14 protein-coding genes are annotated in these 14,069 nt (G+C 63.8%); 9 read left to right on the forward strand and 5 right to left on the reverse strand.

The window, feature by feature from the left end; all coding sequences use genetic code 11:
- Nucleotides 1-2: 2 nt before the first annotated feature.
- The 4 genes from nusB to mnmA all read right to left on the reverse strand — a co-directional run bounded on the left by nusB (nucleotide 3) and on the right by mnmA (nucleotide 3,917).
- Nucleotides 3-449 (reverse strand): transcription antitermination factor NusB, encoded by a 447-nt coding sequence (nusB, locus tag WA070_RS05885; protein WP_422633188.1) that lies wholly within the window; start codon nucleotides 447-449, stop codon nucleotides 3-5.
- An 88-nt stretch (nucleotides 450-537) separates the two neighbouring features.
- Nucleotides 538-1,827 carry a histidinol dehydrogenase gene (gene hisD / locus WA070_RS05890; RefSeq protein ID WP_422633189.1) on the reverse strand — a complete coding sequence of 430 codons (1,290 nt, stop codon included), beginning with the start codon at nucleotides 1,825-1,827 and terminating at the stop codon, nucleotides 538-540.
- A gap of 141 nt (nucleotides 1,828-1,968) precedes the next feature.
- Complete coding sequence (gene hisG / locus WA070_RS05895) at nucleotides 1,969-2,631, reverse strand: ATP phosphoribosyltransferase (RefSeq protein ID WP_422633190.1); 663 nt, start codon at nucleotides 2,629-2,631, stop codon at nucleotides 1,969-1,971.
- A gap of 164 nt (nucleotides 2,632-2,795) precedes the next feature.
- Nucleotides 2,796-3,917, reverse strand: coding sequence for a tRNA 2-thiouridine(34) synthase MnmA (gene mnmA, locus WA070_RS05900; RefSeq protein WP_422633191.1), 1,122 nt, complete (start codon nucleotides 3,915-3,917; stop codon nucleotides 2,796-2,798).
- A 201-nt stretch (nucleotides 3,918-4,118) separates the two neighbouring features.
- Here mnmA and WA070_RS05905 point away from each other — a divergent pair, with 201 nt between their 5' ends.
- The 3 genes from WA070_RS05905 (at nucleotide 4,119) to WA070_RS05915 (ending at nucleotide 5,277) form a co-directional block, all read left to right on the forward strand.
- On the forward strand, nucleotides 4,119-4,349 hold the full coding sequence (locus tag WA070_RS05905; protein ID WP_422633192.1) for a hypothetical protein: 231 nt from the start codon (nucleotides 4,119-4,121) through the stop codon (nucleotides 4,347-4,349).
- A gap of 104 nt (nucleotides 4,350-4,453) precedes the next feature.
- Entirely contained in the window at nucleotides 4,454-4,753 is a 300-nt protein-coding gene (locus WA070_RS05910) for a DUF1153 domain-containing protein (protein ID WP_422633193.1), read from the forward strand.
- Between the two features lie 266 nt (nucleotides 4,754-5,019).
- The gene (locus tag WA070_RS05915; protein ID WP_336967937.1) at nucleotides 5,020-5,277 is read left to right on the forward strand and encodes a GlsB/YeaQ/YmgE family stress response membrane protein; all 258 of its coding nucleotides are present in this window, start codon (nucleotides 5,020-5,022) and stop codon (nucleotides 5,275-5,277) included.
- A gap of 61 nt (nucleotides 5,278-5,338) precedes the next feature.
- Here WA070_RS05915 and WA070_RS05920 read toward each other — a convergent pair whose 3' ends face one another.
- Nucleotides 5,339-5,587: a GlsB/YeaQ/YmgE family stress response membrane protein gene (locus WA070_RS05920; RefSeq protein WP_422633194.1), complete on the reverse strand. Its 249-nt coding sequence runs from the start codon at nucleotides 5,585-5,587 to the stop codon at nucleotides 5,339-5,341.
- A 253-nt stretch (nucleotides 5,588-5,840) separates the two neighbouring features.
- Here WA070_RS05920 and WA070_RS05925 point away from each other — a divergent pair, with 253 nt between their 5' ends.
- The 6 genes from WA070_RS05925 to ribD all read left to right on the forward strand — a co-directional run bounded on the left by WA070_RS05925 (nucleotide 5,841) and on the right by ribD (nucleotide 14,045).
- A complete protein-coding gene (locus WA070_RS05925; protein ID WP_422633195.1) occupies nucleotides 5,841-7,013 on the forward strand; it encodes an efflux RND transporter periplasmic adaptor subunit in 1,173 nt (390 codons plus the stop codon).
- 86 nt (nucleotides 7,014-7,099) lie between these two features.
- A complete protein-coding gene (locus tag WA070_RS05930; RefSeq protein WP_422633196.1) occupies nucleotides 7,100-10,264 on the forward strand; it encodes an efflux RND transporter permease subunit in 3,165 nt (1,054 codons plus the stop codon).
- 63 nt (nucleotides 10,265-10,327) lie between these two features.
- Complete coding sequence (locus WA070_RS05935) at nucleotides 10,328-11,608, forward strand: DUF445 domain-containing protein (protein ID WP_422633197.1); 1,281 nt, start codon at nucleotides 10,328-10,330, stop codon at nucleotides 11,606-11,608.
- A 126-nt stretch (nucleotides 11,609-11,734) separates the two neighbouring features.
- The gene (locus tag WA070_RS05940; RefSeq protein ID WP_422633198.1) at nucleotides 11,735-12,481 is read left to right on the forward strand and encodes a TonB family protein; all 747 of its coding nucleotides are present in this window, start codon (nucleotides 11,735-11,737) and stop codon (nucleotides 12,479-12,481) included.
- 71 nt (nucleotides 12,482-12,552) lie between these two features.
- Complete coding sequence (locus tag WA070_RS05945) at nucleotides 12,553-13,050, forward strand: hypothetical protein (RefSeq protein WP_422633199.1); 498 nt, start codon at nucleotides 12,553-12,555, stop codon at nucleotides 13,048-13,050.
- 2 nt (nucleotides 13,051-13,052) lie between these two features.
- Nucleotides 13,053-14,045 carry a bifunctional diaminohydroxyphosphoribosylaminopyrimidine deaminase/5-amino-6-(5-phosphoribosylamino)uracil reductase RibD gene (gene ribD / locus WA070_RS05950; RefSeq protein WP_422633200.1) on the forward strand — a complete coding sequence of 331 codons (993 nt, stop codon included), beginning with the start codon at nucleotides 13,053-13,055 and terminating at the stop codon, nucleotides 14,043-14,045.
- Nucleotides 14,046-14,069 lie beyond the last annotated feature (24 nt).

Here is a 14,069-nt window from a genome sequence, read left to right on the forward strand (position 1 = left end):
GGCTACTTCCGCACATCCTTCGCCACGCCGTCGAGCAGGCCATTGACGAACCCGGCCTCGCGCTTGTCGTAGAATGCGTGGGCGACATCGACATATTCGCTGATGACGGTCGCGGTGGCGACATCGGGGCGGGCGATCAGTTCATAGGTGCCAGCGCGCAGGATCTGGCGCATCGGCTTGTCCAGCCGATCGAGGCTCCATCCGCTCGACAGGCGCGCCGACACCAGCGCGTCGATCTCATCGCTGCGCTTGTCCGTACCCGACACGATATCGTCGAAAAACGCTTCCTCTGCGGGCGCATAGGTCACATCCTCGATCGTCGCGCCCAGCCGGTGTGCATGAAATTCATGCAACAGCGCGGCGATCGGCGTACCCTCCATATCAAGTTGATACAGCGCCTGAACGGCAGCGAGCCGTGCGGCGGAGCGGGATTTGGAGCGTGCGTTCATATTCTTATCCTTAGCCGTTCGGGCTGAGCTTGTCGAAGCCCCCTGCTGAGCGGAGCGAAGCGACCTCGCTCAGGGCGAACGCGATTATTTATGACAGCCTTAGAGCCACCGATGCCGCATGGGCAGGCAAGCCTTCCGCCTCCGCCAGCGCCACCGCCGCCGGACCGATCGCGCGGATCGCAGCAGCGTCGAGGCTCAGGAAACTGGTGCGTTTCATGAAATCCAGCACCGACAGGCCGGACGAAAAACGCGCGCGGCGACCCGTGGGCAGGACGTGATTGGGACCGGCAACATAATCGCCGACCGCTTCGGGCGTCATCCGGCCCAGGAATACCGAACCAGCGTGGCGCACCTGCGCAAACAGTGCATCGGGATCGTCCACTGCCAGTTCGAGATGCTCGGCCGCCAGCCGGTTCACCAGCGGCATGGCTTCGTCGAAATCGCGCACGACGATGATCGCGCCATTGGCCGCCCAGCTGGTCGTCGCCACCGCCTGCGTCGACAGCATGGGCAGGCGGCGTTCGACCGCTGCGGCCACGGCGTCCGCGAAAGCGGCGTCATCGGTGAACAGGATCGACTGGCTGGTCGGATCATGCTCCGACTGGCTGAGCAGATCGGCGGCGATCCAGTCGGGATCGTTCTGCGCATCGGCAACGACGACGATTTCCGACGGGCCGGCAACCATGTCGATGCCCACCACGCCATATAATTGCCGCTTGGCCTCGGCGACCCAGGCATTGCCGGGACCGGTGATGACATCCACCGCCCTGATCCGTTCGGTGCCATAGGCGAGCGCGGCCACGGCCTGCGCACCCCCGACGCGCCAGATTTCCTCGATCCCCGCAATCTGCGCGGCCGCCAGCACCAGCGGGTTGATCTCGCCATTGGGGGTGGGCGTCACCATCGCAATGCGCTGCACGCCTGCGACCTTGGCCGGAATCACGTTCATCAACAGCGAACTGGGATAGGCGGCGCGCCCGCCCGGCACATACAGCCCCGCCGCATCGACGGCGGTCCAGCGCGCGCCGAGCCTTACGCCTGCGCTATCGACGCCGTCGCTGTCCACGGGCCGCTGCTTTTCATGATAGGTGGTGATGCGCGCAGCCGCGAGTTCCAGCGCATCACGCAGCGGCGTGGACAGCGCATCGAGCGCCGCACGACAATCCGCAGGCGCAACCGCCCAGCCACTCACATCAAGGTCATGCCGGTCGAATCGCTGCGTATACTCCGCCAGCGCCGCGTCCCCGCCAGCCCGCACGGCCTTCAGGATCCCAGTAACGTCCCGCGAAACATCCTCATCCGCTTCCCGCCGCCCATCGACCAGCGCGGTAAAGGCGTCGGCGAAGTCAGGTGATGTGGTGAAAAGACGCTGGGTCACAAACTAAATCCTCCCCTGCAAGGGGAGGTGGCAGGGCGAAGCGCTGACGGAGGGGTGTCACCCTCTCGATAGGGCGACACCCCTCCACCACTTGCTTCGCAAGCGGTCCCCCTCCCCTTAAAGGAGAGAATGTTGTGAAGGTCACGCCGCATCGCGCACGCCCACGGCCTGACGAAACGCCTCCACCATCGGCGACAATTCCGCCGATCGCATCTTATACGCCGCGCGGTTGACGATCAGGCGGGCGGACACCGGCATGATGATGCTGGTTTCGACAAGCCCATTGGCCTTCAGCGTCGCGCCCGACGACACCAGATCGACGATCCGCCGCGACAGGCCAAGCGACGGGGCCAGTTCCATCGCACCATTCAGCTTCACACATTCGGCCTGAAGCCCACGCGCTTCATAATAGCGGCGCGTGAGATAGGGATATTTGGTGGCGACACGCACATGGCTGATCGCCGCTTCGTCCTCGTCGGCCAGATCGGCGGGCTGCGCCACGGACAGGCGACAATGGCCGATGTCGAGATCGACGGGCGCGTAAAGTTCGGAATAATCGAACTCCTCCACCACGTCCGATCCCACAATGCCGATCTGCGCCGCGCCATGCGCCACGAATGTCGCGACATCGAACGCGCGCACGCGGATGATCGACACGTCGGGCCGATTGGTGGCAAAGCGCAGCGCACGGCTTTTCTTGTCGTGAAACTCCGCCTCCGGCTCGATACCGGCCTTGGCAAGCAGGGGCAGCGCCTCTTCGAGGATGCGGCCCTTGGGAATGGCGAAGATGAGCGGACGAGTCATAACGCGCGGGCCTTAGCGGGGCGAGGGGGGGAGGGCAAGGATTTGGGGCGTTTCAAATCGCGGCTCTCGTTTGTTCGTCATCCCAGCGCGGGCTGGGATCTCTCTTCTTCTGTCGCGCCGAAAGAAAAGCGCGATGCCAGCCTTCGCTGGCATGACGGCGATTGTTACACCACCTCCGCCATCGCACTCTGCGTACTCGCGATCCATCCGCCGCCCAGCACATGATCGCCATCATAGAGCACGGCCGCCTGACCCGGCGCGACGCCATATTCGGGCGCGCCGAACAGCAACTGCCCATCCACCAAACGCGCAGACACAGGCTTGGCCATCGACCGCACCTTCGCCGTCAACGGCCCGCTGAAATCGCGCCCCAGCCAGTTGATGTCGGTCAACGTCGCACCAGACACCGCCAGCGCGGCTTTTGGCCCCACGATCACGCGGCGACTGTCCGCCTCCAAGCGCACGACATAGAGCGGGTCGGGCTGCCCGCCGATTTCCAGCCCTTTGCGCTGGCCAACCGTATAGTGGATCATCCCCTTGTGCTGCCCCAGCATCCGCCCGTCGATATGGACGATGTCGCCGCCTTCATCAGCATCGGGGCGCAGCTTGCGTACGATCTTGGCATAATCGCCATCGGGCACGAAGCAGATGTCCTGACTGTCGGGCTTCAACGCCACGGCCAGCCCCAGTTCGGCGGCGATTTCGCGCACCTGCGGCTTGGGCATCCCGCCCAGCGGAAAGCGCAGATAGTCGAGCTGCGCCTGAGTCGTGGCGAACAGGAAATAGCTCTGGTCGCGCGCCGGATCGGCGGCACGATGCAGTTCCGCGCCCTGCGCCCCTTCGACCCGACGCACATAATGGCCGGTGGCGAGGCAGTCCGCACCCAGATCGCGGGCGATTTGAAACAGGTCGGTGAACTTCACGCCCATATTGCATTTGACGCAAGGGATAGGCGTGCGCCCGGCCATATATTCATCGGCAAAGTCGGCGATCACCGAATCGCGAAAGCGGCTTTCATAATCGAACACATAATGGGCGATGCCGATGCGGTCGGCCACGGCGCGCGCATCGCGTATGTCCTGCCCGGCGCAGCAACTGCCCGTGCGGCCCACCGCCGCGCCATGATCGTACAACTGGAGCGTGACGCCGATGACCTCCGCTCCGGTCTTCGCAGCCAGTGCGGCGACGACGGACGAGTCCACGCCGCCCGACATGGCAACGACGATCCGCCGTGCATCGAGCGGCTGGGGCAATTGAAATTCGGGTGGCTGCAATTGGGCTGACATGGCCGCGCATATAAGGATGTGTGCGGCACGACGCCAGCGTCCAGTCTCCGTGCGACAGGCCGAGCGCGTTTGTGACGAAATCTTTGCGCGAGTTTACCGACCCTTATTCATTGCGCCCTAATAGTCGTCGTCATGGATTTGAGTTTCCTTCGGACAGGCGGGCTTACCCCCGCCAATGCCAGACCCCTAAGCCGCGTACGCGTGCCGGTCTGGCCGTTCCTGCGTGCCGCCTCTGCGGCGGAGCAGGCGGCCAGCCCGACCGCAAAGGCGGTGGCGGGCGTCCTGCGGGGGCAGGATGGAAGTGAAGACTGGATTCAGGAACTGGCGGGATTGTTCTCGCCACGTTCCGACGGCCTGATCGGAGCCGTTCGTCTCGCGGGAAGCTTCAATCCGCTGATCGCAAGACGTCTCGCTGGGGAGCAAGGAAGATGAAGGCGGTGTTTACCGTGGCGCTTTAGCCGTTCTTCAGGGCTGATGTGTAAAACGGATGACACTGCCGAATTCGGCAACGCCAGTGCCGCTTTTTGAGGGTGAGAATGATCGAGAACCAGAAAATACGACCAGCCCAGGTCGTCGGGCCGCTTGGAGAACCGCTGACGCTGGATAGCCTGCCGCCAGCGGATACGACCCGCTGGGTCGTGCGGCGCAAGGCTGAAGTGGTCGCAGCGGTCAATGGTGGCCTGCTGTCAGTGGATGAGGCTTGCGCCCGGTATAACCTGACGCTGGAGGAATTTGCTGGCTGGCAGCGCGCCGTCGACCGTTCGGGGATGCACGGGCTGCGCGTCACGCGTATCCAATATTATAAATCGCTGTACGAACGTCAGCAGAAATATTGAACCCGCGCCCTGCAAGGGGGCACAGCGGGTCGCATGAAACAGGCCGCCGGACATATGTCCGGCGGCCTGTTTCATGTTCGGCGAAGGCGCGCGTACAGGCAATCGGGATTGCGCAAACGAAATGATTCCGGCGACCATGCTGCGCAACGGCGAAGTCTGCGGATGGTTTCCATGCCGGAATCATTTTTTATCGCATGGAACGGGACGGTCCCTGCTCCGTTGAACACATCACCCAACCCGCTGGGGGCGTGGTCAAGGAGAGTATCATGGGCATCATTTTGTGGCTTATTGTTGGTGGCGTTATCGGCTGGCTTGCCAGCATGGTTATGCGCACTGACGCGCAGCAGGGTATTCTGCTGAACATCGTCGTCGGCATCGTCGGCGCATTCATCGGTGGCCTGATTTTCAGCGGCGGTTCGATCAACAATGCCGGTCTGACGCTGTACAGTTTCCTGGTGTCGCTGGCCGGTGCCATCATCCTGCTGGCGATCGTCAATCTGGTCCGTCGCGGTTCGGTGCGTTAACGCATCAACCCGACCAGCTTCAAAAGGTCGTGCCTCTGCTGAGGCGCGGCCTTTTTTTGTGTCAGCGCCGCGCGGCGAACCAGCGATAGGCGGCCAGCACGGCAACCGATCCCAGGATCGCGGCGAGGAAGCCTGCCCCTTCGCCCGCGTCATAGACCCCCGCCAGCCGCCCGACGAACCCGGCCAGCAACGCGCCCGCAATCCCCAGCAATATCGTGACGATGCACCCGCCCGGATCGCGTCCCGGCATGATCAGCTTCGCGATCGCACCGGCCAGTAAACCGATCGCGATCCATCCCAGAAAGTCCATCGCGCACTCCCTACCTTGTGTCGGCACGTTGCCATTCGGCCCGATCATTGCGCCACAGTCGCGCGCCCTTGGCAAGCGGTTGCGACAACCCGATGAAAACGCCCCGCAGCCCGTTATGACGTCGCGGCGCATTATCGTTTTGCCCTTCATTACACGTCCGTGATATTGGGGCTTGAGACAGGTGCTATATTTAGATAATACAGTTGAGGATGGCGACGCTACAGCAGCCTGGCGCCTGAGAGATGGAAGCGGCATGAATTACGAAACCCAATTGGTGGGCGAATCGGTTGTGATGGTCGATGCGGATGAGCGGCGTGCCAGCCGCAAGCGGTTGCTGACGATCGGCGGCATCGTCGCCATCGTGCTGATCGCGATCGCCACATGGATGGCCATGCGCGGCAAGGAAGCGCCGGTTGCAGCAGCCGGTGTGCAGGTGCCGGTCGTCACGGTCAGCCAGCCGGGGCAATCGGTAGTGGCACGCACTGTCACGGCAACCGGATCGCTCGCCGCGCGGATCGACATGCCTGTCGGCGTTCTGGGCGAAGGCGGCATGGTGACACGCGTATTGGTGCAACCGGGCGACTGGGTGCGGACCGGGCAGGTGCTGGCCATACTCGAACGCTCGGTGCAGACGCAGCAGGTGCGCTCGCTCGCCGCGCAGGTCGATGTGGCCCGCGCCGACGCGAAACTGGCGCAGGCGCAGCTTGATCGTGCCAAGGCGCTGGTCGGGCGCGGCTTCATCAGCGCCGCCGACATTGACCAGCGGACCGCGACGCGCGACGCCGCCAATGCGCGCGTGGGCGTTGCCGCCGCGCAACTGGCCGAACAGCAGGCCCGCACCGGACGGCTGGACATTCGTGCGCCTGCATCCGGGCTGGTGCTGACCCGCGCGCTGGAGCCGGGGCAGATCGTCGGCGCTGGCAGCGGCGTGCTGTTCCGCATGGCCAAGGACGGCGAGATGGAATTGCAGGCACAGGTGGCGGAAAGCGATCTGCGCAATCTGCGCGTGGGCAACAGCGCTACGATCACCCCGATCGGTAGCAGCGAACAGTTCGCCGGTCGGGTGTGGCAGGTGTCGCCCGTGGTCGATCCCCAGAACCGGCAGGGCATCGCCCGCATCGCCATTCCCTATAATCCTGCGATCCGCCCCGGTGGCTTTGCCGCCGTGACGATCACCAGCGGATCGGGCAGCGCGCCCTTGCTACCCGAATCGGCGGTGCAAAGCGATCCGAAGGGCAGCTATGTCTATATCGTCAATGCCAGCAACCAGGTCGAACGGCGCAATGTCACCGTCGGCCAGGTGTCCGACGCAGGCGTTGCGGTGACCAGCGGGATCGATGGCACCGAACGGATCGTCACGTCGGCCGGCGCCTTCCTGACGCCGGGACAGAAGGTCAAGCCTGAACTGTTGAAACCGGCAGGCTGAATACACGCATGTGGTGGCATCGGTCGCCACACGCATTGCATGAATGAACATGGGGCGGTCCGCCGCCCGGCGAGGGAATGCCCGGCATGAGTTTTCGCAATATTTCCGCATGGGCGATCCGCAACCCGGTCACGCCCCTCGTCATGTTTGCCGCATTGATGCTGGCCGGGCTGGTCAGTTTCAGCCGCATGGACATCAACAACAACCCCGACGTCAGCTTTCCGATGGTCAGCGTCACCGTCAGCCAGCCGGGTGCGGCCCCGACCGAACTGGAAACACAGGTCACGCAGCGCGTGGAAGCGGCAGTCCGTGCTGTCAGCGGTGTGGACGAAATCACCTCCTTCGCGTCGGAAGGGCGTTCGCTCACCAACGTGCAGTTCCAGATCGGCACGCCGGTCGATCGCGCCGTTGCCGACGTCAAGAACGCCGTCGATCAGATTCGCAGCGACCTGCCCGATGGTATCCTGGAACCGCAGGTCAGCCGCATCGACGTTGACGGCGGGCCGATCGCCTATTTCAGCGCCGAAGCGACCGACATGACGCTGGAGGAATTGTCCTGGTATGTCGACAATACGGTCGCCAAGCGGCTGCTGTCGATCAGCGGCATGGCGGCGGTCAAGCGTGGTGGCGGGGTCAGCCGCGAAATCCGCGTCATCCTCGATCCCGCCCGCATGCAGGCGCGCGGCATCACCGCTGCGCAGGTGAACCAGCAACTCAATCAGGTGAATATGAACGCGGCGGGCGGTCGCACCGAAATCGCCGGCGCCGAACAGTCGATCCGCGTGCTGGGCAATGCGCGCAGTGCCCGCGATCTAGGCGCGACCCAGATCGCCATTTCCGGTGGCCGCACCGTCAAGCTGTCCGACATTGCCGACGTGCGCGACATGTATGCCGAACAGCGCAGCCTGTCGTTGATGAACGGGCGGCAGGTCACCAGTTTCAGCATGGAAAAGGCCAAGGGATCGTCCGACGTCACCGTCTACGACGAAGCGATGAAAACGCTGGATTCGTTGCGAAAGGAAAACCCCAAGGTTCAGTTCAAGCAACTCTATACCAGCGTAGAATATACCAAGGGCCAATATCATTCGGCCATGGCGGCAATGATCGAGGGCGCCGTGCTGGCCGTCGTCATCGTGTTCCTGTTCCTGCGCGACTGGCGAGCGACGATGATTTCCGCGCTCGCCATCCCGCTTTCGGCCATCCCGTCTTTCTGGTTCATGGACATGATGGGCTTTACGCTGAATGGCATTTCATTGCTGGCGCTCAGTCTGGTGGCGGGCGTGCTGGTCGATGATGCCATCGTGGAGATTGAAAATATCGTGCGCCATATGCGCATGGGCAAATCCGCCTATCAGGCGTCGATCGATGCAGCGGACGAAATTGGCCTTGCCGTGCTGGCCACCACCATGGCGATCGTTGCCGTCTTTCTGCCGGTCGCATTGATGCCGGGCCTGTCGGGCCAGTTCTTCATCCAGTTCGGTATGACGGTCGTCGTGTCGGTGTTGATGAGCCTGGCCGTCGCTCGCCTTATCACGCCGATGATCGCGGCTTATTTCCTCAAGGCGCATGGTGAGGCGAGCCATGGCGAAGGCTGGTTGATGGATCGGTACATGGCCGTATTGCATTGGTCACTGGACGATCGCGTTGCCAAAGAGCGGCGCGCGCGCGGCGGCTGGCGGAATCGGCTCGTCGCTACCTTTCGCGATCACAGGGTATGGACCGTGGGCATTGGCTTCCTCGCCTTCATCGCCACCATCATTGCTTTTGCGACCCTGCCGATGACATTCCAGCCCACGACCAACACCGATTTCAGTCAGGTGAAGATCGAAACCGTGCCGGGCAGCACGCTGGCGCAGACCACCGCGATCACGCGTAAGGTCGCCGACATGCTGGCGGCCGACACCGATGTGGTGGAGGCCGCTTTTTCGGACATCGAACCAACCACCGCCGACATTTTCCTGACGCTCAAGAAAGACCGACCGATGAGTTCGGTCGATTGGGAACGCAAGGTCGCGCCAAAGTTCCAGACGATCGCCGACGCACGGGTCAATTTCCAGTCGCAGTCGGGCGGCGGCTTTGGCCGCGATGTCATCATGATGTTCGGGTCCGATGATCCGGAACTGCTGGAAAAAACGGCTAACCAACTGGTCGAACAGATGTCGCATATTCCCGAACTGCGCGCCCCGCGCGTGCAGGGCGACATGCAGCGGCCTGAAATCATCATCAAGCCCCGGCTGGATCTGGCCGCCAGCATGGGTGTGACGACAGCGGCGCTCAGCCAGTCGATCCGTATCGCCACGATCGGCGACATCGACCAGAACAGCGCCAAATTCTCTCTGTCCGACCGCCAGATCCCGATTCGCGTGGCACTGGCCGAAGACAGCCGCAAGGACATCGGCACGATCGAAAACATGCCGGTGCCGACCGTCAGCGGCGGGTTCGTGCCGCTCAAGGTCGTCGCCGACATCAGCTTTGGCGCAGGGCCGACGCAGATCCGCCGCTACAACCAGATCCGCCGCATCGTCGTCGGTGCCGATCTGGCGCCTGGCGTCGTCACCAGCCAGGCCAATCAGAAGATCAACGCGCTGCCATTGATGAAGGCGATCAACGAAGGTCGCATTCAGGGCGTGCAAAAGATCAACGCGGGCGACGCCAAATGGCAGATGGAGATGCTGCAGAACTTCGTCATCGCCGTCGCGTCGGGCATCATGCTGGTGCTGGCGGTACTCGTGCTGCTGTACAAGCGGATCATGCCGCCCTTCGTCAATCTGGGGTCGTTGCTGCTCGCGCCTCTGGGCGGCGCGCTGGCCCTGCATGTCGCGGGACAGCCCTTGTCCATGCCGGTATTCATCGGCCTGCTGATGCTGCTGGGGATCGTCGCCAAAAACTCGATTCTGGTCATCGATTTCGCGCTGGAGGAAATGGAAAAGGGCGTGCCCATCTATGAAGCGATCGTCGATGCAGGGCACAAGCGCGCACAGCCCATCGTCATGACCACGGTTGCAATGGTGGCGGGTATGGTGCCGACTGCGCTGTCGCTGTCGGGCGACGCTGCATGGCGCGCGCCCATGGGCATCACGGTGATCGGCGGCCTGCTGCTGTCCACTGTCCTGACACTGGTGATCGTGCCTGCGACGTTCAGCCTGGCGATCGGTCTGGAAAACTGGGTCGGCCCGCGCCTTGGCCGGGGGCTGATGACCTATAAGCCGGGCGACGACAAGGGCGTGCCGCACCCCCATCCCGCCGAGTGAGCCAATCGGTAACGCGAAAACCTGTTTGTCTGAACGAAACGGTGGCGTAACCGTTGAACGGCCATGAAGCTGTTACGCCCCATCCCTTTTGCCTCAGGCCGTTCCGTCATCGATATTGCTCCCAATCCGGCGCGCCGGATGCGGATGGTCGCCACCGCGATGCTGCTGGCCATGGCGCTGTTGTTCATCATCGCGCGCGCCACCGTCCATCTGCACCCGGCCATCGGCTTCGTTCAGGCCTTTGCCGAAGCAGCGATGGTGGGCGGTCTGGCCGACTGGTTCGCCGTGACTGCGCTGTTCCGCCATCCGCTTGGCCTGCCCATCCCCCACACCGCGATCATCCCGCGTAACAAGGACCGGATCGGCGATACGCTGGCGCTGTTCCTGCGTGACAATTTCCTGACGCCTGCGGTCGTTGCGCGGCGGATGCGTACGATGGACGTCGCGTCGGCGGCGGGTCGTTTCCTCGCCAGCCCCTCGGGCGGCGACGGACGACTGCGCGAAGGCGCGTCGCGGCTGATCGCCGACATGCTGGAGGCGCTGGATCAGGAACGGCTGGGCGGCATGGTCAAGGGCGCGATCGGCCAGCGGCTGCGCGCCATCAATGTCGGTCCATTGGTCGGTCAGGCGATCGAGGCGGCGATGCGCGATGGTCGCCACGGACCGGTGATGGACGGCCTCATCATATGGGCCGACCGCGCGCTGGAGGCGAACGAACATCTGATCCGGCAGATGGTGCAGGAACGCGCGGGCAAGGTGTTGCGCTGGACTGGGCTGGACGAAAATCTCGCCAATGCGATCCTGTCTGGCCTGCGCAAGATGCTGGCGGACATGGCGGCAGACCCCGACCATGGGATGCGGCTCAAAGCGCAGGAGGGCATGGCGAAACTCGCCTTCGACCTGCAATATGATCTGGAAATGCAGGCGAAGGCCGCCAAAATCCGCGACGAGATACTCGACAACCCGGCTATGCAGCGCTGGATCGACGGGATGTGGGAACAGGCGCGCGGCGGCCTGCTGCGCGCGGTGCGCGATCCGGGCAAGGCAATGGCCGGGCGACTGGGCGAAGCGCTGCGTCAACTGGGCGGTACGTTGCAGGCCGACATGCGCCTGCGCCTGCTCATCAACCGTTTCATGCGCCGCGCGGCGGTGGGGGCTACGGCGACCTATGGCGATGCGATCGTCCGTCTGGTCAGCGACACCGTGCGCGGATGGGATGCAGGCACCATCACCAACCGGCTGGAAAATGCCGTCGGCCGCGACCTGCAATATATACGCGTCAACGGCACGCTGGTCGGCGGTCTCGTCGGACTAGTGCTGCACGCCATCGACACGCTTTTGTAACGCCTCATACGGCCCGTTCCACTGCTCTACCAATCATGTAGATATATGTTGCAACATATCATGAAAATATGATGTAACATGTCATGATCCGCACCAACGATGGCGGACAGGCAGAGGAGTCGAGCGATGCGCATGAATATGATGCAGACGATGGTCGGGCAGGGCGACAGGACCATCACGCCGGGGCAGGGCGTCATCGCCCGCCTCCTGCATAATCGAACGGCACAAACGCCCGAAGGCTATGGGCGTGGCGGCACATCCCCCGTGGGGATCGGCGGCGCGATCATGGTGCATGCGCTGGTCATCGGCGTCTGGATGCTGATGCCCAAGGAGGTCATCGAAACCTTCACCGCGCATCCCTTCGAAACCTACGCCGTGCCGGAGGACAGGCCGCCGCCACCCGAAAAGACGGAGGTCGCCAAAGATCCCGTCACGGCTCGCGTCGCGTCGGAAAAGCCGACCGCGTTTGATCCAGTCGTGATACTTCCAACCGATCCAGTGCTCGGGTCGGACGACCCTGTCCGAACGATCGACCCTGGCCCGACCATCATCACGCCGCCGATCGTTCCGCCACGCGATCCTGTCCTGACCGAAGCCGCGATCGACCCCCGCGCGCTGCCGACCTTCCAGCCCGATTACCCCGGCGCGATGATTCGGCAGGGTATGGAGGGAACAGTCACCGTCCGCGTCACCATCAGCCCGGAAGGACGCGTCACCGACATCGAACGGATCGCCGCGAGCGACGAGAGTTTCTGGCTGGCGACCCAGCGGCACGCGCTACGCAAATGGCGTTTCCGCGCCGCGACGCGTGATGGCGTGGCGGTGGCATCCTACAAGATACTGACGGTGCGCTTCACCCTGACCGACCGGTAAGGACAGGAACGCCGGGCGCGGATGCGACGCCGACCTTTGCATCCACGCCCGGCCTGTCCTATATCCCAGCCATGGCGATATTTCCCCGTCCCGTTTCCCCCAAAAGGGCCGTCCACGATCTGTGGGGCTATTTCCGCGAAAACCGGCCGCATAAATGGCCGCTGCTGGGCCTGTCCGCAGCGATCACCTATGTCATCATCTGGGCGTTCATCGTCGATGGCAACACCAACACCATGCCGACTCGCAACAAGATCGTCTATTTCCAAAGCTGGGACGCGAACCGCAGCGACGCGGCGATCATCCTGCAACAAAAGATGGATCTGGCCCGCTACAATGTGATCCTGCAGAAAAAACAGGGCGAAATGCAGCGGCTGGCCGATGCGCTGGGCATCGAATGGCGGGAGGAAGAAGCGCGCAAAACCAGAGAGCGCAAGGAAGCGTTGAAACAGATCAACGCCTTGCTCGACAAGCGACTTGTGAAGGCGGAGGCTGACGCGCCCGGTGCGCCGATCGATGGCGTGCAGACGCCCAAAAGCGCGGCCGCGCGGACCAAAGTCACCCAGCCCTGACCATGACGACCCCCGCTATAGCGCAGGACGACCGGCGTTTCATGGCCGCCGCCATCGCCCTGTCGGCACGCGGGCGGGGACTGTCCACGCCCAATCCGAATGTCGGCTGCCTCATCGTGCGCGACGGTCATGTCGTCGGGCGCGGCTGGACGCAAAAGGGCGGCCGCCCCCATGCGGAGGCGCAGGCGCTCAATCAGGCGATGGATCGCGCGCACGGGGCGACGGCCTATGTCACGCTGGAACCCTGTTTTCACCTGTCCCCGCGCGGTCCCCGCTGCGCCGATCTGCTGGCGCGCGCCGGTATCGCCCGTCTGGTCGTCGCCCTGCGCGATCCCGATCCGCGTACCGATGGGCAGGGCGCGGCCTATCTGCGCGAACGCGGGATAGCGGTAGAGATGGGATTGCTGGCGGATGACGCGGCCCGCGCCATGGCCGGGTTCGTCCTGCGCCAGACGCGCGGGCGGCCCCATGTCACGCTGAAACTGGGCGTCTCGATCGACGGCTGCATCGCGATGGCGGATGGTGCAAGCCGCTGGATCACTGGTCCCGACGCGCGCGCCCATGCGCATATGGAGCGCGCCCGGCACGACGCGATTCTAGTGGGCGGCGGCACGCTGCGCGTCGATGCGCCCCGGCTCGACGTGCGGCTGACCGGGCTGGAGACGCGATCGCCCCGCCGCATCCTGCTCAGCCGTGGCCCCGCGCCGGAAGGTTGGGGCGGGATCGCAACGCCGCAGGATATTGCAACGCTGGACCGCGTCGATCATCTGCTGGTGGAGGGCGGGGCAGGGACTGCGGCCGCCTTTCTGCGCGCCGGGCTGGTCGATCGGCTACTGCTCTACCGCGCGCCCATCATCATCGGCGCGGGGCTGGCGGGCATCGGCGACATCGGTCTCACCGATCTGGCGCAGGCGCATGGCCGCTGGCGCATGACGGACGAACGGCGTTTGGGTGCAGACCGGCTGGAGGTTTACGAGGCCGTGTCGAGCGCCTAAGCCGCTGGACGTTTCTCCGACGGA

The sequence above is a fragment of the Sphingobium sp. genome (assembly GCF_049304695.1).
Lineage (GTDB): Bacteria > Pseudomonadota > Alphaproteobacteria > Sphingomonadales > Sphingomonadaceae > Sphingobium.